The 26122-nt window shown below is 48.1% G+C and carries 23 protein-coding genes; 21 read left to right on the forward strand and 2 right to left on the reverse strand.

Features of this window, described 5'->3' with window-relative positions:
• The 3 genes from AC07M6_RS24255 to AC07M6_RS24265 form a co-directional block, all read left to right on the forward strand.
• The coding region (locus tag AC07M6_RS24255; RefSeq protein ID WP_494894032.1) for a beta-galactosidase small subunit-related protein at positions 1-1146 on the forward strand (1146 nt) is incomplete at its 5' end.
• A gap of 169 nt (positions 1147-1315) precedes the next feature.
• Positions 1316-1579 carry an RNA recognition motif domain-containing protein gene (locus AC07M6_RS24260; RefSeq protein WP_494894033.1) on the forward strand — a complete coding sequence of 88 codons (264 nt, stop codon included), beginning with the start codon at positions 1316-1318 and terminating at the stop codon, positions 1577-1579.
• Positions 1580-1814: 235 nt separating this feature from the next.
• Complete coding sequence (locus tag AC07M6_RS24265) at positions 1815-4901, forward strand: lantibiotic dehydratase (protein ID WP_494894035.1); 3087 nt, start codon at positions 1815-1817, stop codon at positions 4899-4901.
• Here AC07M6_RS24265 and AC07M6_RS24270 read toward each other — a convergent pair.
• Both AC07M6_RS24270 and AC07M6_RS24275 read right to left on the reverse strand, forming a co-directional pair.
• The gene (locus AC07M6_RS24270) at positions 4896-5624 is read right to left on the reverse strand and encodes a LytR/AlgR family response regulator transcription factor (RefSeq protein ID WP_494894036.1); all 729 of its coding nucleotides are present in this window, start codon (positions 5622-5624) and stop codon (positions 4896-4898) included. The two genes, AC07M6_RS24265 and AC07M6_RS24270, sit on opposite strands and share 6 nt — an antisense overlap.
• Complete coding sequence (locus tag AC07M6_RS24275) at positions 5621-6718, reverse strand: sensor histidine kinase (RefSeq protein ID WP_494894037.1); 1098 nt, start codon at positions 6716-6718, stop codon at positions 5621-5623. The genes AC07M6_RS24270 and AC07M6_RS24275 overlap by 4 nt, the downstream gene beginning before the upstream one ends.
• Before the next feature lie 91 nt (positions 6719-6809).
• On the opposite strand from AC07M6_RS24275, the gene AC07M6_RS24280 reads away from it, so the two are divergent.
• From AC07M6_RS24280 to AC07M6_RS24365, 18 genes are all read left to right on the forward strand, one after another.
• Entirely contained in the window at positions 6810-6995 is a 186-nt protein-coding gene (locus tag AC07M6_RS24280) for a hypothetical protein (RefSeq protein ID WP_494894038.1), read from the forward strand.
• 34 nt (positions 6996-7029) lie between these two features.
• Complete coding sequence (locus AC07M6_RS24285) at positions 7030-8214, forward strand: hypothetical protein (protein WP_494894040.1); 1185 nt, start codon at positions 7030-7032, stop codon at positions 8212-8214.
• Between the two features lie 63 nt (positions 8215-8277).
• A complete protein-coding gene (locus tag AC07M6_RS24290; RefSeq protein ID WP_494894041.1) occupies positions 8278-8967 on the forward strand; it encodes a hypothetical protein in 690 nt (229 codons plus the stop codon).
• 259 nt (positions 8968-9226) lie between these two features.
• Positions 9227-9706 (forward strand): hypothetical protein, encoded by a 480-nt coding sequence (locus AC07M6_RS24295; RefSeq protein WP_494894043.1) that lies wholly within the window; start codon positions 9227-9229, stop codon positions 9704-9706.
• A 243-nt stretch (positions 9707-9949) separates the two neighbouring features.
• Entirely contained in the window at positions 9950-10279 is a 330-nt protein-coding gene (locus AC07M6_RS24300) for a DUF4134 domain-containing protein (RefSeq protein ID WP_494894045.1), read from the forward strand.
• Between the two features lie 38 nt (positions 10280-10317).
• The gene (locus AC07M6_RS24305) at positions 10318-10746 is read left to right on the forward strand and encodes a hypothetical protein (protein ID WP_494894047.1); all 429 of its coding nucleotides are present in this window, start codon (positions 10318-10320) and stop codon (positions 10744-10746) included.
• A 21-nt stretch (positions 10747-10767) separates the two neighbouring features.
• Entirely contained in the window at positions 10768-16377 is a 5610-nt protein-coding gene (locus tag AC07M6_RS24310) for a helicase-like domain-containing protein (RefSeq protein WP_494894049.1), read from the forward strand.
• Entirely contained in the window at positions 16374-16892 is a 519-nt protein-coding gene (locus AC07M6_RS24315; RefSeq protein WP_494894051.1) for a hypothetical protein, read from the forward strand. The genes AC07M6_RS24310 and AC07M6_RS24315 overlap by 4 nt, the downstream gene beginning before the upstream one ends.
• 3 nt (positions 16893-16895) lie before the next feature.
• Complete coding sequence (locus tag AC07M6_RS24320; RefSeq protein WP_494894053.1) at positions 16896-17231, forward strand: DUF4133 domain-containing protein; 336 nt, start codon at positions 16896-16898, stop codon at positions 17229-17231.
• Positions 17228-18040 carry a hypothetical protein gene (locus AC07M6_RS24325; RefSeq protein ID WP_494894055.1) on the forward strand — a complete coding sequence of 271 codons (813 nt, stop codon included), beginning with the start codon at positions 17228-17230 and terminating at the stop codon, positions 18038-18040. Before AC07M6_RS24320 ends, AC07M6_RS24325 begins: the two co-directional genes overlap by 4 nt.
• A gap of 57 nt (positions 18041-18097) precedes the next feature.
• Positions 18098-20548, forward strand: a complete 2451-nt coding sequence (locus tag AC07M6_RS24330; protein ID WP_494894057.1) for a TraG family conjugative transposon ATPase — start codon at positions 18098-18100, stop codon at positions 20546-20548.
• 12 nt (positions 20549-20560) lie between these two features.
• On the forward strand, positions 20561-20953 hold the full coding sequence (locus AC07M6_RS24335) for a hypothetical protein (protein WP_494894059.1): 393 nt from the start codon (positions 20561-20563) through the stop codon (positions 20951-20953).
• Between the two features lie 4 nt (positions 20954-20957).
• Positions 20958-21653: a conjugal transfer protein TraI gene (locus AC07M6_RS24340; protein WP_494894061.1), complete on the forward strand. Its 696-nt coding sequence runs from the start codon at positions 20958-20960 to the stop codon at positions 21651-21653.
• Between the two features lie 44 nt (positions 21654-21697).
• Positions 21698-22345, forward strand: a complete 648-nt coding sequence (locus AC07M6_RS24345; protein WP_494894063.1) for a hypothetical protein — start codon at positions 21698-21700, stop codon at positions 22343-22345.
• A gap of 45 nt (positions 22346-22390) precedes the next feature.
• A complete protein-coding gene (locus tag AC07M6_RS24350; RefSeq protein ID WP_494894065.1) occupies positions 22391-23032 on the forward strand; it encodes a TerB family tellurite resistance protein in 642 nt (213 codons plus the stop codon).
• 11 nt (positions 23033-23043) lie between these two features.
• Positions 23044-24162, forward strand: coding sequence for a conjugative transposon protein TraJ (gene traJ, locus AC07M6_RS24355; protein ID WP_494894067.1), 1119 nt, complete (start codon positions 23044-23046; stop codon positions 24160-24162).
• Between the two features lie 54 nt (positions 24163-24216).
• The gene (traK, locus tag AC07M6_RS24360; protein ID WP_494894068.1) at positions 24217-24834 is read left to right on the forward strand and encodes a conjugative transposon protein TraK; all 618 of its coding nucleotides are present in this window, start codon (positions 24217-24219) and stop codon (positions 24832-24834) included.
• A 139-nt stretch (positions 24835-24973) separates the two neighbouring features.
• The gene (locus tag AC07M6_RS24365) at positions 24974-26116 is read left to right on the forward strand and encodes a conjugative transposon protein TraM (RefSeq protein ID WP_494894070.1); all 1143 of its coding nucleotides are present in this window, start codon (positions 24974-24976) and stop codon (positions 26114-26116) included.
• Positions 26117-26122: the final 6 nt, after the last annotated feature.

Raw genomic sequence — 26122 nt, forward strand, 5'->3', positions numbered from 1 at the left:
ATTTGGTCGCCGGTTTATATCAGCAATAGCACCCTGCCGCAAAACTTTGACGGCAGGCTGAACATTGAGAACAGGTACCTGTACACCGACCTGGACCGATGCAGCTTTAGCTGGAAACTGGTCAGCTTCTCATCGCCGCAAAGTAAAAGCACATCCCCGGTTATTGATGCAGCAAGAACAGTTAAAGGTTATCACCTGGCTCCCGGAGCAAGCGGCTACCTCGATCTGAAACTACCTGCCAATTGGAAGAACAGCGAAGCCCTATGGCTTACCGTTACCGATGCCGGTGGTAAGGAAATAGTAAGTCGTAGCTGGCCAATTGCTACCGCCCAAAGGGTAGCAGCTAAGTATAACAAAGGCACGTCTGGCGCTATAATCACCACAAAAGATGAAAACGACCAGCTGATTATTACCTGTGATGCCATCAGCTATTATTTCAGTAAGAGCACCGGTTACCTGCAAAAGGTAAAAGCCATTTCGGGTGATATCTCGCTATCGGATGGCCCGGTGCAGGCAGGGGTCAATACGGTATTTAAGCAACTCAAAACCGATGCGTCAGGCGGCAGTCAGGTCGTTGAAGCCCGATACGCCGACACCTGTTTTAAAGTGAAATGGACGTTTACACCGGGCAGGCCGGTGAAACTGGAATACCGTTTCCTGCAAAAAGGCGATGCTGATTTCTACGGCATCACTTTTAATTACCCCGAGCAAAAAATAACGGGTATGAGATGGCTGGGCAGTGGCCCATACCGGGTTTGGAAGAACCGTTTAAAAGGCGGTACATTGAATGTTTGGCATAAAAACTATAACAATACAATTACCGGCGAGAGCTGGAATTACCCGGAGTTCAAAGGTTATCATGCTAACCTTTATTGGGTAACTATTGAAAATAAAGAGCATCCGTTCACGGTATACACCGGTGATGAAAATATTTTCCTGCAAATGTTGAAAGCGCCAAAACCTGCCGGGGCGGGTAACGACAATACCAGTCCGCCGTTTCCGGCTGGCAACATTGGTTTTATGAATGCCATACCGGCTATCGGCACCAAATTTAAGCCGGCGGAAGATATGGGCCCGCAAAGCCAAAAGAATATGCAGCTCAACTTTACGCCGGTATCAGGGACCTTATGGTTCGATTTTAAATAATTTGAATGAAAGCCCATATCGCCAGCTTTTTAATATTATGCTTTCATTATATCGTGGGCAGCATAAGCGTTGATTGCCAATGGTGCTGCGTTTAATGAAAATTGTATACTTATAGGCAGTCGCTTACTGTGCATTTTACTATAAAAGTGATGAAAGGGTTTAAGAACAGGTGGTAGAATTATTTGTTTTTGGCTTTCCAAAAGAGGTAGAGGAGCTTTGGTTTCATGAGCTATTTGGCCGGTATGGCAAAGTCGCCCGGGTAACCATCATTAAAGATAAAGGTCCGATGAAAAGCCTGGGCTATGGCTTTATTTTGATGGATGATCAGCATGGTGCAAAACAGGCAATTGCCTCGCTAAATGACACTTTCGTCGATGGCTGTTTAGTTACTGTTAAGATAGCGTTAAAGCAACCAACTGTTTCCGGATCTTAATTTCCGGAGGTTATGTCATTACCCGTGTATTGAAAGGTTCCCGAAGTAATTGATCCCATACCTGTAAAATGCTGAAGACGGTGAGATTTATGGAATGCTTAAAGGCTGGGTATTAATCAAGGCCTTCAAATGATGTTTTCATTTATAAAATTGACCAAACCCGGCACTGATATAAATAATCAATTTGTGTGATCAATCTTGACGATCGCTATTCTCGTTTTTGCAAGTCTATTAAGTGAATAAAAGTTCAGGAACAACAAATTACTTTTTTAACGGCAGCTTGGTACTGCGAACACCTTACTTTAACTTTACAGAGTATGCTCCGATCCGCATAGGAATGATCTTAAATGATCCATATTTCCACACTGCCTTATATTTAGCCAACCCTCAACTTTATCATACCTTGACGGTCAAGCATTTTGAGATCGGATCTTTAACCGCCAAAGAGCGCTCAAGTATCCTACGTTACTATAACCGAATGAGCTTCCGGCCGACTCCTTTTGGTAGCTTTTCTTCTTATACCGTCGCACATTGGGGGCTCGATGCACCGATACAACTCGGTACCGGGCAAAATATCGTACTGCATGTCAATTTTGACCAGGAGGTTTTACTGAGGCTGTCCGAGGCATTAAATAAATATGATGCTGGCCAACGCTGCTATCACTGCAATCCGACGCTTTATAGGCTAGGGACTGAATTTCGTTTTATCAAAACGAATTATACAACAGACAAAAAGTATGTTTCCTTCGCGCTGGAATCGTATGTATACAATGAGATAACGGCCGCTTTAATAATTTTTTGTCAAAATAAGCCGCGAACGGGAAAAGCCATAATCGATCAAATCATCGAACTAACCGGATGCAGGCCGGCAGCGGCAGCGGATTACTTAGATTTTTTAGTTCATGCGCAGATCATTGTATCACAAACGGCCGCTAATATTATCGGAGAAAATTATCTACAAAGGTTGCTGAACAATCCCGAAGCAATAGCATCCGTTTTCCGCCAGGAATTAAAAATTATCTACCAGAACCTGCAAGCCTTCTCTTTCCCTTCCGTATTTAACCTGATCGGCGTAACCGGTAAGGTCAACAATCTGCTTTCGGGTTTGCCGGGAGAGAAGATTAGTCAGGCTTTTTATGCCGGATTGGAAAGAAAAGTGGCATCGGGTGGTGTGGAGACGCGGTACCAACAACAGATATTGGATGGCCTCAAAGCATTGCAGCATTTGGTTCAACCGACCAGCCCCGTCCATTTACAGGGATTCATCCGTGATTTTAAAAGCAGATATGATCGTCGAAGGGTGCCGTTATTGCAGGCGCTTGACCCAGAAACCGGAATAGATTATGGTGAACAGGCGGGTGCTGCTGTTTCGTCTGATCTGCTGAAGAAGGTCAACTTTAACAAACCGATGGCAAATCCTGCCATCTCGATGGAATGGTCAAGGATACACCAGCTTTTATTACAACAATGGACCCAAAATCAGCGCAGTACCGATCCTATTCTATTGAGTGACCATGACCTATCAGGCATTTCACCGGATCAGCGAGCCGTAGCTTCTCCACCATCGCTATCCGTCATGTTCCGCATTTTGGATGATCAGGTATTTTTGGAAACGGTTGGCGGTGCAACCGCAACGGCTCTGATCGGCCGCTTTACAAGCTGGAGCGAGGAGCTTCATACTACTATAAGTAAAGAGTTGGCGTCCCGGGAGCAACTGGCCAATCCGGATGTCATCTTTGCAGAAATCGGGCAAATTTCTGATACCCATGCGGATAACATTAACCGCAGAAAACATACCTATGACTATGAGATCACGGTCAATTCGGTTTCTACCCTGCCATTAGCGCAACAGATCGCCCTCTCAGATCTGGTCGTCTCTGTCGTCGGTGATGAGCTGATCCTCGAATCGGTTAGCCTACAAAAAGTTATTATACCCCGACTAAGTTCCGCATATAATTATAATCATAACGACCTGTCTATTTTCAGGCTGCTATGCGACCTGCAGCATCAGGGTTTACAAAGCAATTATACTCTTGATCTGGAACACTTCTTCCCGGGTATGGCTCATTACCCAAGGGTGGTTTTTAACCGAACTATTCTTTGCCTGGCTAAGTGGCATTTGTCAGCGCAGGATTTAAAAGGCATCAATGGATCGACTGGAGATGATGCCGCTGTAAGATTTAAAGCTATCCGGGAAAACTTGAAGCTGCCAGCTCACATCGCCCTAACTAAATTTGATCAGCAACTGGTCTTTAATATCGACCGAATAGAAGAAGTCCGCTTTTTGCTGGATTGTTTAAAAGGCCTGGATCAAGCTATGATCCAGGAATATTTGATCCCTGACAAGCCATGCGTTACAACCCATGATGGAAAACCGTTGGTTAGTCAGTTCATCGCTTTTCTGTATCAGGATAAAAAGGTTTATTCCGGATACCTGCCACCGGGTTCGGTTATGAAGACTAAGACCAAACGCGAGTTTATCACCGGCAGCCGCTGGCTCTATCTGAAATTATATTGCAGTCCGTCTGTTGCCAATGATCTGTTAGCCAAAAAGCTGCTGCCTTTATTAAAGCAGTTCGAACCGAATGATGTCAAGTCCTGGTTTTTTATCCGGTACCGGGATTCCGGCTATCATATCCGCTTGCGACTGAATGTCCGTGAGGAATCGGTCGGTATCCTCTTGCACCGGTTAAAGAAACGTTTAGCAGATACCGTGCATATCCATTTGATCCGGGAATACCAGGCCGACACTTACCGTCGCGAACTGGAACGATATGGCCCGGATATCATCGGCCAGGTAGAAGACTTCTTTCATGCCAGTAGTGAGCTCGTTATTCGCTACATCAAGGTATCGGCCCTAAAGTCAATACAGCACACTTACCACAGCCTGGCTTTTGTTTCGGTCGCCCATTTACTGAATAAATTTTTGCCGCAACTTGATGAACAAATCGCATTCCTGGAACAGATGGTACAGACTTTTTACGCTGAGTTTTCAGGTGATAAAATGCTGAAGATAGATCTCGATCAGAAGTACAGGGAATTAAAAACGGAGATCAGCGGCCTGCTTGTGGATACAATATATTATGAAAAGCAAAAACTCAGTCCCTGGTCCGATCTGTTTACCCTAAAAATTATAGCGATTTTGAAACCCGCGGCCCGTTTTACCATAAAGCGCAGAACACAGTTGCTGGCCGATCTGATCCATATGCACCTGAACCGTCTGTTCATTGATCGACAGCGTAACCAGGAACTGATCATTTATTATTGCCTGTATAAATATCAATTATCCGTTAAAGCCATCAATAGTAAACATGAATCATAATTTCCTCCTGGTTTTTAACAATAACTCCAGCATTTTTTCCAGAAAAGCCGCCTTATACAATCGTCCAATATTCACACTGGCTTTATTCTCTAAAGTAACCCTATTGTGTTCGACTGATAGGACCCGTTCATCGTTGATGATGAATGATTGATGAATCCGTGAAAACTGCTCCTTTGGCAGATACTGTTCGATTTCCTGCATCGTTAAATAAGGCATGATCTTAGCATCTTTTAAATGGATAATGATATAGTTCTTCGCACCTTCAACATAAAGAATATCGTTGATCGTCACTTTATCCATTTTGCCCTTAGTTCCGTTGATCACAAAAAAGAATTCCCGCTTTCTTCTGGCGATCTGATTCGGTATCAGGGTTCTTTGCAACCGTTGAACGGTTTTACGGAACCTGCCATAACTGATCGGCTTTAGCAAAAAGTCAAATGCTTCCTTTTCAAATGCTTCCAGTGCATATTCCTCGAAAGATGTTGTAAATACGATTTTGGTTTGCAGGCTAACCAGTCCTGCAAACTCCATGCCCGATAAATCCGGCATTTCTATGTCCAGAAAAGTGATATCGGGCGGATCGGCTCCGGCAACTTCGTTCAATGCGGCCAGGGGATCGGTAGAAAAGCCCTTGAGTTCGAGGCCTTCCGTTTTCTCAATATACGTGATCAGCATTTCCACAGAGTGATACTCATTGTCTACCACATAGCATGTTAAACTCATAACTTCATCATTAATTCCAAACTATAACTTTCCTCCTCCTCATTAATGTTCAGTTCATATTGGTTTTTATAACTGTATTCTAATCGTTTGATCACATTTTGGATGCCAAGTGGCGGCCTGATTCGTTTCCGGCCGCTGGGACGATTCTTCCAGTTCCAGGTGCTAAACGTTAACACCCCTTCTTCGCTGACCCTGACATGTAAACGTGCTAACGGATTTTTCTTTTTGAGATGCCCATGCTTGATCATATTTTCGGTCAATGTCAGCAGGATCAACGGGATGATTCGGAAGCCCTCAAAAATTCCCTCCGTCCGGAAGTCCAGTTGCAATTCATCGTCGAGCTGGATCTGGTTGATCTCCACCAGGTGTCTGAGCTGTTCAATCTCGTCGATTAAGGGGGCTTTACCTGCCTCATCCACGTCCTTTAGGGCATAACGCATAATATCGGTAAGCAATACCACACACTCAGCGGCTTGCTCAGAATATTTATAATAAGTGTTGTGGATAAAAGTTAAGGCATTAAATAATAAATGGGGATTCATCTGGTGCTGCAGATAGGCGTTACGGGCCTCCGCCAAATTCTTTTCCAGTTCTACGTTTTCTCTTTGAATGATCAATTGCCGGATTTCTTTTTCGCGGGCAAGTTTGCGGAAAGTAATATCCCGTAGAATGAACCAATAAAAGGTGCTGAACCCCATAAAATACAAGCCCCTCCACACGTTAACAAAAAAATACTGGTTCATGTTGGTCATTTGCAGGCGAAGTGATGTTCTATTGAACTCCAGTAGCAGATCAACCCCATATTTAATCAGCAAATAGATGACCAGTTGCAATAAAATCAACAAGATGGCCTTGAGATAACGATTATGCCGCTGTTTAAAAGATAGTGGGAGCGCCCAATAGGAATTGCTATAGAACAGGCTGATATTGAGTGTGTAATATATCAAATAGTCCGTGACACGACCATGCTGGTGAGTGGTGCCATATACAAACCCGATCTCGTATAGAAAGAATAAAACCCAGCAAAGCGCGTGACGGAAAATAACCTTTCGATCGGTAAAGATAACCTGACGTATCCGTAATCCTATTGTCATAAGCGGTAGTCTTTCTACAGCAATCTGTCGTCCGTGTAACAGAATTTCCTATGTCCTTTTGTACTGATAATTTGCTGGTAAAGTTACTGTTATGAAAAATTTATTGGAAAAAAATTTAAAAAAGCTAACGAATACCAGGTATGAGTTTAGGCGTATTTTAAGAGCCGGGGCTGACACGCCGGCATCTACCGGAACAGATCCGACCAACACCACCATCACCGTTTTGACCACGGTAAGCAACCCCTTTAAAGATCACCTTCGAAAAAATCTTAACTGAGCATTCCGATTTTACCTTATTAATTAAATGACCAATGCTCAAAGATGAATTTAAATCATTAAGAGAATTTATAGTTGCTCTGGCCGGAGAGCAAGCGACCTTAGCGTTGGTACAAATAGAGGATCGCATCGCTTTCATCAGTGATGAGTGTCAACGGATCAGGACGGTATGGACAGCGTTGTTGCTTAGCCGGGCAAAGGACTATATGATCAAACGGTATGTCTGGTTTCAGCAACAAAGTTTGCTGGAATTGGCAGACCAAACGCTCCTGTTCACCCAAAAGCTTGAATCATCCGGTTTACCTTCGGCAGGTAAAAGCCTGGCGCTAAGCAAACAATTATTGGAACAACTGCTGGAATTAAATAATTTTCTGGTTCAGTACTTCATATCGCATTTCAACCAGAACTGCAAAATCCCCAACGCCGCTATGACATCTGCAAGGGAAATGATGTGCAAGCATGCAGACGATCTGAACAGCTTACTACAAAACGCTGAAATGGACAAGCAATTAAAGGCCTGTATCCGGAATTATCTGGCACCCCTCCTTACAATGAATGAGGCATCAATGATTACCTACCATTCATATGAATACTTGGTGCAATTCGCAGAATCGCTCGGTGTGATCATCTCCTTTGAAGAAGGAGGTGAACTGACAGAACGAATTTCGGAAACGTTATTTTACCTGAATTTTAATCACCCTGTTTTTCTACAGTGGTGGCAGGAACGGATTAAAATGAAGCTAAATAACTGTGAAAGCCCGAAAGAGCGGCAATCCAGCCTGTTGGAGGAACTTACCTTTAGCCAAACAGCACCTGTCCGCCTGGCGATGAGCTATGAGCCTGACATTCCGCCGGTCAATCTGATCCTGGAAAAATGGATGCTTAAAGAGATCAATAAGGAAGCAGAAGCTATGGGCACTGATCCCGTTAATAAACCTAAAATGCCATTGACCCTTTCGGTCGCACAACTGGCCCTGTTGATCAGGCTACTTTACGAAGAAGATTTTTTCGCTCTTAAGAATGTCTCCCAGATTCTCCGCTTTTTTTCCAGCCATTTTACCAGTAAGAAGCAGGATCATATTTCGCCGGATAGCCTACGAAGGTTATTTTACCTGGAAGATCAGTTTACGGCCGTTATCGTTAAATCCTTATTGACCAGGCTACTGGACAGGATCAACCGGATATATTTTTCAGGACCAAGCGAACGCCGCAAAGATTAATTGACGAAAAAACTATAAAGCTTATGAAAAAAATATGACACTAATTATTTCTTAAAATGTCATATGAAGAGCAGATTAACTTACGACCCACAGCTCTACCCGCTGGAGTGGTTTGATCAGCTTGTTCTGGAAACCCTGAATCCTGCCAAAATGCAGGTCAGGGAGTTGGAACAGGAACAAGCCGCATCCTTTTTCAGAGGGTTGAACAAGGAGATCAGGGATCTCCAGGCACGCATTAAATCCCATATTATCCAGCTGACAAGTCCCAAAAAAGTAAAGACCATCGTTTGGCAATACCATACAGCTATCCGATTTTTAAAGGAACAGGCTTTGCAAAACGTTGAACGGTATCCGCTCTCACACCAAACGCTAAAAAACGTCGGGCAGACGCTTGTTGTCGTGACGGGGGAACTCGTCGATTTCCTGGAACGCAGATATGCTCCCTTTCTTCCTCCTGGAACGACAATTCCACCAGTTGCTCCAATCCCTAAGTTCAAGATGCTATTTTCTCTAAGCGGTGATCAGATCGGTATTTTGGCGAGGGCCGCTTACCGGGCAGGCCTGATCCAGGCCAAATCCATTAGGGAAGCTTTTCGGATTCTGACCCCTTATTTTTCGACGACCTGGAAAGCGGAACTGTCGCCCGACAGTGTGCGCAGCAATTCCGGCAGGCCGGACACGCACGATCTGGACCTGGTCATCGGTATCCTGTATCAACTCATCGACATTATCAAAGGTTATTACAGGCGTTAACGACTGCCTGGAAAGCCAATTGATATGATCCGAACAGATAGCCTCCGCCGCGGGGCTTTTTTTGTGCGCTTTATTTTGAGAAGATCAAGGTGTATCCTTGCTTTCATCCGGGTTCAGCTGTTTTTTTCTCCCTGATTATCAGCGGGATTCCAGGGATACCACCAGGATGCCACTGGTAATTGGACTTTATGCGCGATGGCTAGGCGAGTTCCTTTGTATCAGAAAACAAACGAATTGAAAATCTTAAAAACGAAAGACCATGTTAAATCACTTGTCCTGGACCAGCTATGTCGAAGCAGTCACTGTATTATTTATCATCTACTATACTTTGGTCGGCCTGCGTTACTATGGCGGTGAGCTGAATCAGTTGCTTGGCTCCAGGCCCGAAAAGGAAACGGCTGCGCCGGTGATCCAGGATGCCTTGCGTTACGAAGAGCCGGAAGAACTCAGCTATTCTCATATGCGTACAGGTATCGGCAACGGTCCCGATAATCTGTCCGATGAAAGTACGTGGGAAGCAGACAGCCTGATCAGGCAGGTTAAACAAGCAATCCAGACGGCATCGGGCAAACCTTTTGCTCCCGCAGTACTCATCCCGCAGCTCAAAAAATTATTCCGGGCGAATCCCGATCTAAAACAGTCCCCGCACCGTCCGGCCATCAATGAACTGGTCGTCTTGGAATGTGAAAAAACCGGCACGGCGCTGCTCGCCGAAGATGAGGTAGACCAGTGGTGGTGACAGCGAGCGGTCCTGCCACTTCCGGTCCCGGTACCCGGCTGCGTTTGGCCAGCAGGTACCGGGAAAGCCGGAAGTAAAATAACAAACGATCAAAGTTCGCTACCCGACCCCAGAGCTGTAGAGCCATGAAAGAGAGATAGCGGGAACAAGACGGTAGCCCTTTCCGCCCTCCGGCTGCACAGCAGCAGACCGGAGAAGCCGGAAAGCTATCTCCGAGATTTTTTAATGAAAAGATAAGTGAAGATGAAAAAGTGGAGTAAAAATCTAAAGGGGAAGCCCCTGAAAGTAAGTGCAGCAGTGGCGCTGTTTATTTTAATCGCCCTGGCCGCCAGAAGCCAGGATGGAAACGCAGGCATCCAGCAGGCCAATACCCAGGTCAGAAGTTATTTTGAATCCGGCACCAACCTGATGTATGCCATCGGTGCCATACTCGGTTTGATCGGTGCTGTGAAAGTTTACTCTAAGTGGAACTCCGGCGACCAGGATACCAGCAAGGTAGCCGCCGCTTGGTTCGGCAGCTGCATCTTCCTGGTTGTTGTGGCCACTATTATCAAATCATTCTTCGGCCTTTAGCCTATAATCCCAAATACATAGAAATCATGCAAGAACAATTGATCAATAGACTGCATGCCTACCTGGTACAGAACCATTTAGACCTGCTGATTTCCCTACAGGAAGACCACCGGCTGGAGCCGTATCTGAAAAGCAAAGCGGCCTCGGTAAAAGAACTATGCGATGCGCTTACTGCCGAAAAAAGGCCAGCCTATGTCATCGAGGCGCTTTGTTTGGAAGAGCTAACCCGGGATCTGCGGCCATCCCGCTTCAACTACATGAAGAACCTGCTGGAAGAAGAATACGAAACGGAGTATATGCGAATGCGCGAAAGCGGTATCCTCACCTACGAGGTGATCAATCTCATCGGTGCCTGCGAGCCCATTTTCGAGGTGTTCGGCTTCAGCGAGGACAATGAAGATAACAAAGAATTGCGCTATGCCGTGATGGGCATGATCGCAGAATATGTGGGCAGCTATGCCGAATAGGACTAATCATTAAACGCAGCAATGGCTTACAATCTGCTACAGAAACTCAGGGATAACATCAAAGCGATCCGCATCGCGCTGGACTACCGGGAAGGCATCGTACCTCAACCGGAAGACCAGGCGGCTTTGCAGGCATATTCCGGTTTTGGCGGGTTGAAAGCGGTCATGTTTCCCGCGGGTGATAAAGAGGAATGGATCAGACGCAGCGCTTCCCAAAATGACCTGAAGCTTTATCCATCGATGATGGAGCTATTCGAATTATTAAAAGAACGACTTGATGAGCCCGGTTACCGGTCAGCGGTACAGTCCATCCGTGATAGTGTCCTAACCGCATATTATACCCCAGCCATCGTACCACAGACCTTATACCAGGTATTGAAGCAACAGAATATTACGCCTAAAAGGCCATATGAACCCAGCAGTGGGGCTGGCATTTTTATTACAGAACTGATCAAGGCATTTCCCGAAACTGAACGGGTAACGGCTGTTGAAAAAGAGATAGTAACAGGTTGGGTACTAAAGGCGCTTTCCGCAACATTACCTGTACAAGTCGATGTACAAATAAAAGGCTTGGAAGAAACGCCGGTAAGCGAAAACGGGCAGTACGACCTGATCGTCAGTAATATCCCCTTTGGTAATTTTCAGGTGTTCGATCCGGGCTTTCCCAATAAAAAGATCAGCGGCAAGATCCATAATTACTTTTTTGCTAAAGGGCTGGATAAGTTAGCCGATGGAGGTATCCTCGCTTTTATCACCAGTGATGCCTTTTTGAATAGCCCGGATAACCGGGATGCGCGGGTGCATCTGTTTGACCGGACGGACTTTATCAGTTTAACCATTATGCCGGATAACCTGATGAAAGATACCGGCAATACGGAGGCGCCCAGCCACCTGCTCGTCGTTCAGAAAAACTCAGCCAAAATTCGTTACAGCCCCGATGAAGCCCGGTTGATCGATACCATCAAACAAGAAAACGAATTTGGCCAGTACAATTTGAATGAATATATCCACGCGCACCAGGAAATAATCACCGCTGCCGATATGAGCAAAGCCGGGAAAAACCAATACGGGCTGGCCCACTTAACCATCTGGCAGCAAGGCGACATCAACGCCATCGCCGGAACCATCCGGCAAAACCTGGTGGATGGCCTTTTAGCCCGTTTTAACCGTGAGGCATTTCACGATGCCCAGGCATCGCTCATACAACAGGCAGAGCAGATCACCGTAGAAAAACCGCTGCTTCATTATTTGCCGATGCCCGATAGCCGGGCCGTAATCACTTCGGTTCAATTGGGCCTCTTTGACAGCGCACCTGCCGAAGGCGCCAACCGTGCCGCAGACTATATCCAGCAGCATGATGAAGGGATGGTTCAAAAGAACTCGGCCCGTTTGATCGGTACGATACGCACGAAGGATAAGCCGGAACATGAATCCGTGGTACTCATTACCGCACGGCACTTGAGTCAAAAGCAATATCTCTATAAACTCGTCGCCAACATTGAAGGCGTCATTGTGCCGGACAACTGGCTCAATGGCAGTCTGCTTGGCCAGGAGTTACCAAAGCTTGTGCCTGCACTGCATGCTTTTAACCATGATTTTTATTTCGAGGGGGACCAGAGCCTGAAGGAGCATTTTAACTTTGGGCAAAACGCCGAGATCCATTACCGGGCGCTTAACGCTTTTCACCAGGAAGGCAGCTTGGTTAGTCTGAACGGGCAAACCGGCACTATCCATCAGATCAACGACACCCGCAGCCAGGCTGTTTTCAAACCGCTGACTGATCAAAAGGACGCCCTATTTTATGAGCGTTACATCCGGGTTCGGGATAGTTACCTGGCGCTTTCCGAAACCGAGGCGGCGGCCCAAATCGAATATCCGAATTTCCGTAAGGAACTGAACGAAGCGTATACAAATTTCAGGAATCTATACGGCGAACTGAACCGCCCGGCTAACCGCAGGCTCATCCTCGCCGATGAACTGGCGGGTTTTAAACTACTTTCCTCCATTGAGGTTAAATCCGGCAATGATTTTATACCGGCAGATATCCTGCACGGGCCGGTGTTCAAAAGCACGGCGGTCTTTAAAACGGATGACCCGGCATCTGCGCTGGTGCGCTGCCTAAACGAAAAGGGCGCAGTCGATCTCGGTTTTATCGGCGCAGCTACCGGACTGTCTATCGAAGAGGTACCCATCAGCCTGCAAAGCCACATTTGCCTGAACCCGCAAAACGGGCAATGGGAAACTGTTGATCAATACCTTTCGGGCAATGTGGTACAAAAGCTGGCCATCGCGGAGGTGAAAGCGGCCGAAAACCCTGACGACAGGAATCTGCAAAACAGTTTGCAGGCCATCAGCAGGGTGCAGCCCGAAATCATACCGTTTGAGCTGCTGGATTTCAATTTAGGTGAACGGTGGTTCCCGTTATCTTATTACGAGCGCTTTGCCAGTGATTTTTTTGAGCTGCCAGTCACCATCGCCTATCTCTATGGCAGCGATAGTTTCAAGGTCGCCACGCATGGCTCCAACCTGAAAATCACGAGGGAATACGCCATCGCGCCAAAGGAAAGCAGCAGGCGCACCTATGGCTATACCTTGCTCGAACACGCGCTTGAAAATACCAGCCCGTATTTCAGTTACGAGGTGAAGCTGGGCGACGGCCAAACCAAACGCTACCCGGATAACGAGGCTATACAGTTGGCACATCAAAAGATCGAGCAGATCAGGGTAGGTTTTGTGAACTGGCTCGCCGAATTACCTATCGAGGAAAAGAAATACCTCGAAAAATTATACAACGATACGTTCAATTGCTACCGCCTGCGCGAATATGATGGCAGCCATCTCACTTTCCCAGGCCTGGACCGAAAAGCACTTGAGATCGAAGACCTGTATGTTTCGCAAAAGAATGCCGCCTGGCGCATTGTCCAGAACCGCGGGGCGCTGATCGATCACGAAGTCGGTTTGGGGAAAACGCTCACCATGATCGTCGCTGCTCAGGAAATGAAACGGCTTGGTATTGTGCATAAACCCATGATACTGGCGCTGAAGGCCAATGTGAGCACGATCGCAGAAACATACCGTAAGGCTTATCCGGCCGCGCGCATCCTGGCCCCCGGGGAAAATGATTTCACCCCGGATAAAAGGCTGCGCCTTTTTCACGAAATCAAGAATAACAAATGGGACTGCATCATTCTTACCCACGACCAGTTCGGTAAGATACCGCAATCGCCTGAGGTGCAGCAACGCATCTTCCGAACAGAACTTGACAATATCGACCGCGACCTGGACACTTTGGAACGGGAAGGCGGGGATATTTCGAGGCGGATGCTCAAAGGGCTCGAAGTGCGCAAAAAGAACCTCACAGCGAAATTAAAAGAGCTGAAGCATATCATCGACGGCAAAAAAGATAAGGGCATCGATTTTAAGGAGATGGGGGTTGACCATCTTTTTGTCGATGAATCGCATAAATTCAAGAATCTCACCTTTACCACCCGCCATGACCGGGTAGCGGGTTTAGGCAATACCGACGGCAGTCAGAAAGCGTTGAATATGCTTTTCGCCGTGCGCACTTTACAGGAGCGGTTCGATGCCGATCTCTGCGTTACTTTCTTAAGCGGTACGCCTATTTCCAACAGCCTCACTGAAATGTACCTGATCTTCAAGTACCTGCGACCAAAGGAAATGGAGCGGCAATGTATTGAAAATTTTGACGGCTGGGCGGCCGTGTTTGCCAAAAAGACCACCGACTTCGAGTTCTCGGTGACCAACGAGATCATCGCCAAAGAACGCTTCCGCCATTTTATCAAGGTGCCGGAATTGGCACTGTTCTATAACGAGATTACCGATTATAAAACCGCGAAGCATATCGCTTTGGATAAACCCGCGCTCGATGAGCAATTGGTCAATATCCCGCCGACACCCGAGCAGGCTGACTTTATCAAACGTTTGATGGCTTTTGCCAAGACCGGCGATGCCACGCTCATTGGCAGGCCACCGCTATCCGAAGATGAAGATAAAGGCCGCATGCTCATCGCTACCAATTACGCGAAAAAGATGGCCGCCGACATGAGGCTCATTGACCCTGATCAATACGAAGACCATCCCGATTTTAAGGTGAATGTCTGTGCAAGGAAGCTGGCAGAATTGTACAACGAAAGCCAGGTACAGCGCGGTACCCAGATCGTGTTCTGCGATATCGGTACGCCAAAACCGGACGCCTTTAACCTATATGACGCGCTGAGAAATAAGCTGGTCAGCGACATGGCTATCCCGGCGAATCAGATCACTTTTATACACAACTGGACGGATAAGCAGAAACCCGAACTTTTCCGCAAAATGAACCGGGGCGAGATCCGCATACTCATTGGCAGCACAGAAAAAGCCGGTACAGGTCTCAATGTCCAGGAGCGGGTGATCGCCATGCACCATTTGGATATTCCCTGGAAGCCAAGCGAACTCGAACAGCGCAATGGCCGTGGAGCACGGCAAGGGAATAAGCTGGCTAAATCGCATTACGCCAATAAGGTGCAGAATTTCATCTACGCGGTAGAGCAATCTTTGGATAACTACAAATTCAATCTGCTCAAAAACAAGCAAACCTTTATCGCGCAGATGAAGAACTGCGAACTCAATGTGCGTACTATTGACGAAGGGGCTATCGATGAACAAAGCGGGATGAACTTTTCGGAATACATCGCTATTCTTTCCGGTGATACGACGCTGCTTGAAAAAACCAAGCTGGAGAAAAAGATCGCGGTAACCGAAAGCCTGAAGACGGCACACTTCCGGGAGATTGTCCGGATACGTTACCAGGTCGAGAACTTGGAGAAAACCCAGGAGAAAAATAAGCAAACACTCGCATCGCTTGAAAGCGATCAAAAGCATTACCACAGCCTGCTCAAAACTGAAAAGGATGGCAGCAAATCCAACCGCATCCAGCTCACAGAAGTGCAAAGTGCAGACGCACAGGCCATCGGCAATTACCTGATCAAACTTTACCGTACCTGGAAGCCAAAAACCAACGCCGAAAATCCAAGAGAATTGGGCGAGCTATATGGTTTTAAACTCTATATCCGGCACGAAAAAGACCTGGCAAACCTTGACGGACAGGCCATCAATAAAACGTACAACAGCCTATACGCGGAACGTCCCGGTGGCGCAGTGCGCTACACGGCCAACTCCGGGGCGCCGAACCTGGATAATGCGAAACTGGCTGCACGGTATTTTATCAATGCCATTGACAAGGTGGACAGCCTGGTCGAAAAGTACCAAAAGGATATCCGCGAACTGGATGAGCAATTACCGCAATTACAGGGCATGCTCGATAAGCCTTTTGAAAAAGAGGCCGAATTACAACAAATGAAATCCGAGCTCTCCCGGCTCGAACGGGAGATTGCCCAAAAGATCAAGGAGAAGCAGGAACAGCAGCAGAAAGGCGAACAGACTGAACTAAACCCACCGGCCGGTGAGGAAAAAAATAAAGCGGAAACGCATGAAGCCGTGGTGGTGGATATCCATGCCGGTGAAGCAAAGAAGCCAATTGAACAATGGGCGGAACAAATCGTGGATGACGGTAAAGCGCTGAAAGAGCGGGTTGATCAGGCATTCAGAAAAACGAAAGGGGTCAAGGTATGAAACCGCTCCTCTTCGAACATATCCGCTGCCCGCTCCACCGCTATACTTTTTCGGTAAAAGCGATCAAAAACTGGGTGGAGAAAACCTGCGAAGGACGGGTGCTCAACCTTTTTGCCGGCCAAACCAAACTGCTGGTCAACGAAACCCGCAATGATCTCGATGCCAACGCCATTGCGGAACATCACCTGGATGCGCTTGAGTTTTTAAGCACATGGAACGGCGATCGTTTCGATACCATCCTGCTTGACCCGCCTTATGCCTATCGAAAAAGCATGGAGTTTTATAATGGTATCATTTGTAGCCCTTTCCGCCAGCTCAAAGACGTCATTCCCGCATGCCTGAATGCAGGCGGCAAAGTGATCACCTTCGGCTACCATTCCATTGTAATGGGGTGTTCCCGCAATTTCCAGTTAGAGCAACTGGCGCTGTTCAGCCATGGCGGTGCCATACACGATACCATTGCCAGCGTAGAGCGATATGCGCCTACTTTTTCCCTCACCAGCAAAAATCAATGAGCTATGAACAACAGCATCTATTATATTAACAAGGGCATTAACAAGAGCATCGAGTTCCAGGGTTTGCGTGCGCAATACATCTGGTATTTCGGCGGGATGGTCATTATCCTGATGATCGTTTTTGCAATCCTCTATATCGCCGGCGTCAATGCCTATATCTGCATCGCGCTCATAGGTGGCACCGCTACCGCAGGCAGCTTCAAGATCTTCGCGCTTTCGCACCAATACGGCGAACACGGCCTGATGAAAGCCGTCGCCAGAAAGCGCATTCCCAAAGTGCTCAAATCCTATACCCGCAGAAACTTTCAACACTTAATCATACAGGAGACTCAACGATGAAAGACAAACCGAACTCCACGATCACCATCGAAGGAACCATCTTCGAGGTCGATATTGAAAACCAAAGGCTGGTCGAGCAGGCTAACCCGGCGAATACCATATCATTTATCGATCAGATGACCGATAAGGGTACGCACTATGAGCTATATTACGACCTTGAGCGCAAAAATCAATATGATACCACCATGCGCCCCTATGAAAGTGATGATTGGGACGGTATCAGGATTCCAAAGCTGATAGACCTTGATCCGGTGGGCATGGCCAGCCGTTACCACTGCACTGTAGAGGAACTGAAAGGCAAAACCGATTATGAGGTGATCGTCAACCCCGAAGACTTAGCACTGCGCCATCAGGGCGTTTTACCCCTGATCGAAATCATGGAGGACCAGCTCTTTATCATCGAGCTTGATAAGCAACAACTACGCCATCTCGAAAATGATCGCATCGTACTCAGTCTGAAAGATTTTGATCTTAGCGACGATGGCCTCCAATACATCGGTTTTTATAACCCGGTAAAACGCGAGATGGTCGATATCGATCCGCGCCTCACTGAATTCCCGGACAACGTCGTCAAGATCATTCTTCCGAGTGAAATAGGGCTTGATCCGGTAGCTACCGCCCAAATGTACGGCATCAACGAACGTGACCTGCTCCGCCGTTACCCCATGCAAAAAGAAATGAAAGCCGAAGTGATCCCTTTAAGTGAAACCGCTATCCCGGCGATGATTCAGCGCAACCGGGAGCAATTACAACGGGAACACCGGGATAATGCCAAACGCGCCAAACCTGTCCACCGCCAGCGGTTTTAAGCGCTCATCGGGGCATGTTAAAGAAAGAATAGAGAACCGTGAAAAAGATCAGTGCAGATGGAAAAAGAACTCAAAGATATACTGCCCATTATGGGTATCGAGCATGACTGCATCCTCTCCAAACAGGGAGATGTAACCATTGCCTTCAAGGCCATGCTCCCTGAACTGTTTACCCTTTCGGATGAGGATTACGAAACTTTGCACCAGGCCTGGGTCAAAGCGATACGTGCCTTGCCCAAGGATAGTATCCTGCATAAACAGGACTGGTTCATCGAGCGTCGGTATACGCCCGGTAAAACAGTAACCGAACCCGGTTTTCTTAAAAAAGCCAGTGACCATTATTTCAGCGGGCGGCTCTACCGCCAGCACGATTGCATTATCCTGCTTACCCGCAAACCATCGGGCCGGAAACCCTCCAGTTCCCTGTTTTCGAACCTTATCCGTCCATCGCTGGTTCCGCAGGATACCCTGAATACCGCCGAATTACGGGCATTCCAGGATCAGGCCATGCAATTCAAACGGCTGCTGGAAGATAGCCGTTTGCTCAAACTCACCCGGATCACAGCCAGCGGTTTGCAAAGCCAGGCCAAACAAAGCGGATTGATCGAGCGATATTGCTACCTCAACGAGCGGGAAGATCAGGTACGTTATGAAGACATCCGCTTTGATGAAGGGATCCATATCGGCGACCGGCAGGCAGCGCTCTACACCTTAGGTGATGCCGAGAACCTGCCTGGCATGTGCGGCTCCCGGATGACCTACGAGCAATACTCCACGGATAAAACCAAGTTCCCCGTGAGTTTCGCGGCAGGTTTGGGTCTGCTGTTGCCCTGCAACCATATTTATAATCAATATATCCTGATCGGCGATGCGCAGGCCATGCTGAAGCAACTGGAGAAAAAACGATTGCGGTTGCAATCCCTTTCTACCTATTCCCGTGAGAATGCCATTAGCCTGAACGCCACTAATGAATTTTTGAATGAAGCCATCGGCCAGGGGCGTTTACCCGTTAAGGCGCACTTTAACGTACTGGTCTGGTCGGATGATCCCGCGCAATTCAAAGAAGCGAAGAACCAGGTTGCCTCGGCACTGGCCGCTATGGATGCTGCCGCCAAACCCGAGACTGCCGGCGCGGCACAGATCTGGTGGGCAGGCATCCCCGGCAATGCTTCGGGCTTCCCGATCAACGATACCTTCGACACCTTTGCCGAACAGGCCTGCTGCTTTATCGCGATGGAAAGCAATTACCAGAGCGCCCCTGAATCCGAGGGCATCCGTTTTTGTGATCGTTCAGGTACACCGGTATTTGTGGATCTTTATGATGAGCCCCGGAGAAAAGGGATCACCTCCAATATGGGGACGCTCGTTATCGGCACCTCCGGCGGCGGTAAATCGGTCACGCTGAACCACGTGCTGCGCAGCCTGTACGATCAGGGCGCGCACCACCTCATCATCGACATCGGCGGTAGTTACCTCGGTTTATGCGAACTGGTCAAGGGCCATTACTTTACCTACACCGAAGAAAACCCTGTCCGGTTCAACCCTTTCTATTTAGCCAAGGGCGATACGCTCGATACCGAAAAAAAGGAAAGCCTGAAAGCCCTGCTCATCTCGCTCTGGAAAGAAGAGAACGAAGATTTTAACCGCTCGGAATACGTGGCGCTCTCCAATGCTTTGCAGGGGTATTACCAGCACCTGGCCGGTGATGCGGCGCTGTTCCCCTGCTTCGATACCTTTTACGAATACCTCGAAACACATTATGTAGAAGTGCTGAAGGGCCATAAAGTCAAAGAACGCAATTTCGATATGGATAATTTCCTGTACGTGCTGCGGCCTTATTACAAAGGCGGGGAGTTCGATTACCTGCTAAACGGCAAAGAGAACCTCGACCTGCTCAACCAGCCTTTTATTGTCATCGAGTTGGATAATATCAAAGACCACCCGATACTCTTTCCGGTGGTAACACTGGTCATCATGGAACTCTTTATTTCCAAAATGCGCAAGCTGAAGGGCGCGCGCAAAGTGCTGACCATTGACGAAGCCTGGAAAGCGATCGCTAAAGCCGGCATGGCCGAATTCGTCCGCTATGCCTTCAAAACCATCCGGAAGTTTAACGGGATACCCATCGTGGCCACCCAGGAACTGGAGGATGTGATTAACTCGCCGATCATCAAAGATGCCATCATCAATAATGCCGATATCAAGATCATGATGGATATGCGCAAGTTCCAGGGCAAAATCGAAAAATTGACCGATGTGCTGGGAATGAGTGAAAAAGCCAAAACCATCCTGCTCTCGGTGAATAAGGATAACCGGGAACTCTTCATTGATCTTGGCGGCCAGCAGATGAAGGTCTTTAAAAATGAACTCTGTCCCGAAGAATACTACGCCTATACCACCGAAGGCCGGGAGCGGGTGATCGTACGCGAATACGCCGAGAAATACGGCAGCATGGAAAAAGGCATCGAGATGCTGGTGCAGGAAAAGAAAGAACTATTCAACAAATAAGGAGATACCGAAATGAAAAAGCAAAACCTATTAGACAGCTTATTATCCGGTCTGCGCACCGCCATCCAATACTGGCGCGAACAATCCGCCAGCCAGGAGGCGATGGAACACGTTTACCTGCGCAAATGGCACGAGGAAGAGCCCGCCGCCGATTATGCGGTCCAGGTCCTGATCAATCCGAATGGCAGCATTTTTAAAGTAACACACCGGCATTTCGTGAACGGTGATCTGATCCGCGAAGAAAGCTATCCCGCCACCTACGGCTGGCATTCCAACGGCCACCTGATCGCCCTCGGCATTTCACGTTTCCTCGTTTTCGATCCCGCGCAAAAAATGCTTTACATCGAAGACTGGCCGGAAAGCGGCAATCTCAGTTTAGAAACCTATGAACAAATTAATCACTAAAGCCATGAAAAAACAATTCAGCATCCTGATCTGCACCGCAATCCTGCTATTTTTCTCCCTCACCGGAAATAGTGCCCATGCGCAGGTACCGATTGTGAGCCTGGTGACCTCCGCCATCAAAAAAGTGATCACGGCGCTCGACCTCAAAGTGCAGCAATTGCAGAACCAGACCATTGCCCTGCAAAACGCGGAAGCTTCGTTGGAAAATAACCTGCACCTCAACAGCCTTAACGATATCTCCGGCTGGTTGAACAAGGAACGGAGCCTTTATGCCGATTATTACCAGGAACTGGCCAAAGTCAAAACCATCATCAGCGATTATGATGAGGTAAAAAAGATCGTCAGCCAGCAAAAGCAATTGCTATCGGAATACCATCAGGCCAGTACGCTCTTCCATAAAGACAGCCATTTCTCGGCTGCAGAGATGAACGCGATGGAAAACATCTACAGCGGCATCCTCCAGGAAAGCGCGCGGAACCTCGATGAGGTGGTGCTGGCGGTGAATTCTTTTCAAACCCAAATGGACGATGCTGAAAGGATGTCGCTGGTGCACCACGCCTCCGCCGGTATGCAAACTAACCTCGACCACCTGCGGCAATACAATAACCAGAACATCACCCTTAGCCTCGTACGGGCTAAGGATGAGCAGGGCCGGCGAACTGTCAAACAGCTCTATGGAATAGCCCCCCTAACCCCCTGAAGGGGGAACAATCATCTATAATGAAAACTTAAAAAACGAATACAATGAAAAAGTTAGCAACCGCCCTCTTATTTTTTTTCCTCACCAGCCCGCTTTACTTATGCGCGCAAGGCACCGGAGGCTTCTTCAGCCAACAATCATCCAAAACCAATTTGATGATCGCCCAGATCGCAGGTTACCAAACTTACCTGCAAGGGATCAGGACCGGTTACAATATTGCCGAAAACGGGCTGAATGCCGTGCATGAACTAAAGGGCGGCACATTCGATCTGCATGCCGCTCACTTCAATTCGCTACAGCAAATAAACCCGGCGATCAAAAACAACACGAAAGCTAAAGCCTGTTCAGATCTGCAACAACAGATCATCACCCTGTTCACCGCCGAAATAGCTTGGCAGGAAAAGCAGCAGATACTCACCATGCAGGAGATCGCTTATATCAAAGCCGTGTACAAAAATCTGTTCATTAAATGCAACACGGATATCGGCGAACTCTATGAAGTATTGACACCCGGTAAGCTGCAAATGACGGATCACCAGCGCCTGGAACGTATCGACCATATTTACGCTTCCATGCAGGATAAACAAGCTTTTGCTTCCTCGTTTACCAGTCATTGCAGGCAAATGGCCACTGACCGGAAGCGAGCCAAACTGGATAATGACCAGCTTAAAAAATTGTACGGCATCGGGTAATAAAGGCCTCGGGCAACTATTTAACAGACTCATAAATACAGTAACATGAAAAAAGCAACCATTATCGCGCTCATCCTCACATTGAGTACCATGTATTCATCCGGCGGCAAAGCGCAGTCCATCGCCCAACTGACCCAACAACTCGCATTGGACTATCAAAAGCTTGCCGGGCTGAAGAGCATCTTATCCCAGATGTACAGGGGCTACGAGGTATTGAACAAAGGCTACCACGCAGTCAAAGATGTATCGCAAGGCAATTTCAGTTTGCACGAAGCTTTCTTAGACGGCCTGTTGATTGCCAGCCCGACAGTGCGCAAATATCCACGGGTAACGGATATCATCAATGACCAGGCAGCGCTCATCAGCGAATACCATTCGGCCTATAACAGCTTTAAACAGGATAAGCACTTTGATCCGGATGAAGTCGGCTATATGCTCACGGTTTACCATAACCTTGTCAGCGTCAGCCTCAAAAACCTGGATGATCTCTCGATGGTGATGAGCGACAATAAACTGCGCATGAGCGACGCCGAAAGATTGGCAGCCATAGATGGCATCTATACCGGCGGCCACGGGCAATTAGCCTTTCTGCGCAGCTTCAACGACCAAAACTACCGGGTCGCGGTGCAACGGGCGCGGGAAGCAAATGACCGGCAGACCATCAAAAGTTTATATGGCATCCACTAAAATAAAAAGCGATGAAAAGAAAAATCACTGTACAAATCGCATTGGCTACTCTCTTTTTGCTATGGCCTGCGTTCACTTTCGCGCAGGGTGTGGCCGATGATATCCATAGCCTGCAAGGCGTGCTCAACAGCCTGTACAACCAAATGATCCCTTTGTGCTCCGGCATGATCAATGTAGCCCGGGCCGTTGCCGGTTTTGCAACCCTTTGGTATATCGCCGCCCGGATCTGGAAACACATGGCTGCAGCGGAACCTGTCGATATCTATCCGTTGCTGCGCCCGTTCGCCATCGGGTTTTGCATCCTGATCTTTCCATCGGTACTGGCCTTAATGAACGGGGTATTGCAACCCGTCGTTACCGCTACCCAAGGGATGGTCAGCAATTCCAACCAGGCGATTGCCGTGATGCTGGACAGTCAACAAAAGACGCCTGATCCGCAACCCGGCACAATAAACACCAATTCCGACCCGACGCAATGGTACCAGTATAGTCACCCTGATGGTACGAGCACTACCGGGACAACGGCCACCACCAATATGTCCGACCAGTTTTCAGGCTGGGGGATCAGCAACTGGATCAAAAGGGCTATTGCCCAAATACTGAACGTCGGGTTTGAGTCCGCAGCGCTGTGTATCGATACCATCCGCACGTTTAAACTCATCGTGCTGGCGATACTCGGCCCGCTGTGCTTCGGGCTGTCCATTTTTGATGGTTTCCAGCATACCCTCAAGCAATGGATCGCCCGCTACGTCAATGTATTTATGTGGCTGCCCGTCGCCAATATCTTCGGCGCGATCATCGCCAAGATCCAGGAGAACATGATCCAGTTGCAGCAATCCGGTAACCTGCAAGGCAACGAGTTCGGTAATTCCAACACCGCGTACCTCATCTTTATGGTCATCGGCATCGTCGGCTATTTTACCGTGCCCAGTATTGCAGGCTATATCATGAATGTCGGCGGCCATGCCTTATTCAACAGGACCAGCGCACTGGCCTCGATGGCGGTATCCTATATCGGCGGCTCCATCATGCAAAGCATGATGCAGAAATCCCCGCCACCGCCCGATCAGCCCGGTGACAACGGTAATAACTCCCAGCCATTACGGGACAAACTTTCCGGTAAAACTTAACGCATTCTTTAAATAAACAAGGCATTGAAACAGATAAAGTGAAGGAGAAAAACCATGTTTACCAAACTCAGAAATATTGAAACCGCATTTCAGCATATACGGACGTTTACCATCATCATCGTTATCGGCTGCTTCTTAAGTGTCGGCTACACCGTTTATCAATGCCGTAGCCTGGTATCAGCCATCCAGCAAAAGGTCTATATCCTTTATGATGGTAAGGTACTCGAAGCTGTAGCCGCCGATCGTAAAGATAACGTCGCTGTGGAAGCCCGTGACCACGTGCGCACCTTCCACCAGTTATTCTTTACGCTCGACCCCGATGATAAAGTGATCCAGGCCAACTTGAGCAAAGCGCTTTATCTCGCTGATGCCTCCGCCAAAAAGGAATATGATAACCTGACCGAGAACGGCTACTATGCCAATATCATTTCCGGCAATATCAGCCAGCAGATACAGGTGGATAGTGTATCCGTGGATCTGAAGTCGTATCCCTATACTTTCAGATGCTATGCCACGCAAAGCATCATCCGAACGACCAGCACTGTCACCCGCAGCCTGATCACCGAAGGGGAATTGCGTAACGTGTCACGGAGCGATAATAATCCGCACGGCTTTTTGATCCAGCGCTGGACGACCATAGAAAACAAAGACATCAAGATCGTGAACCATTGACCCTTGCCCGCATGCCACCCCGCCGCCTTGTTTTTTCCCCTCACCGGGAAAAATTCATGAGGCATGGGCAAAAAAGACCTTGTATCACAAAGCGGGCAGATAGAATACAAAACAATTTAAAAACCAACAATAGAAAACCATGAAAACAACAAACTTGACCCCCAAACAGGAGCGCCAGCGAAAAGTTGCGCTGTTCCTGCCCTTGATCGTGCTGCCTTTCCTCACCCTGCTCTTTTGGGCGCTCGGCGGCGGAAAGGGTAACCCCGCCGATGCCCGGGCCACGACGCAAAAAGGCTTCAACAGCAGCCTGCCCGATGCCAAATTGAAAGACAACAGCGCGCTCAATAAAATGAGTTATTACGACAAGGCTGCGCAGGATTCAGATAAGCTCAGGCAACAAATGAAAACCGACCCTTATTATCATGCCAAAGCAGATACCGATACATCGGGCCTGCACTTCCCGCGCCCCAACCCACCTGCGACCGGGAACGCCATGATCGGCTCCGCCCGCTCGTCCAAGCTGATCGGCTCGGGTGCCAGCCCAACAGCGAACGAGGCCAAAGTTTACCAAAAGTTGGCTGAATTACAAACTACGATCAATAGACCTGCGCCGGAGCCAAAAGCTATAACAGGTAATACGCCCGCTAATGACTATGCCAGCCCTCTGAAAAACCAGGTGGTGCCGGAAGACCCGCAGCTGAAACAAATGAACAGCCTGCTGGAGAAGATCCTGGATATCCAGCACCCGGAACGCGTCAGGGAAAAAAGCAGTTCGGACAGCGCGGCGGCAGTATCCAAATTCAAAGCGATACCGGCCATCATTGATGGTAAACAAAAGATCACCGAGGGCAGCGTGGTGCGGATCAAGCTATTGGATACGGCCACGCTAAGCGGTCAACTGATACCAAAGGGGCAATTGATATACGGTAAAGGGTTATTATACAACCAGCGGCTCACCCTGAACCTCAAGATTATCCGCATCGGTCACACCATACTGCCAGTTGACCTCACGGTGTATGATATGCAGGATGGTTTGGAGGGTATCAACGTACCGGAAGCCATTACCGGCGATGCCATGAAAGATGGTGCTGCAAATGGCATACAGGGTATGGAGTTTATGAGCCTCGATCCATCGATCACGACGCAATTAGCGGGTGCGGGGCTGAATACGGCGAAAGGGCTTTTCTCCAAAAAGGTTAAACGCATCAAGGCTAAATTGAAAGACGGGCACCCTTTGCTGCTGCGGGTCAACAAAAACATTAACGTGCTTACTGACAGATAAAATCCA

This window comes from Mucilaginibacter sp. GW821-FHT07H05 (assembly GCF_059418485.1).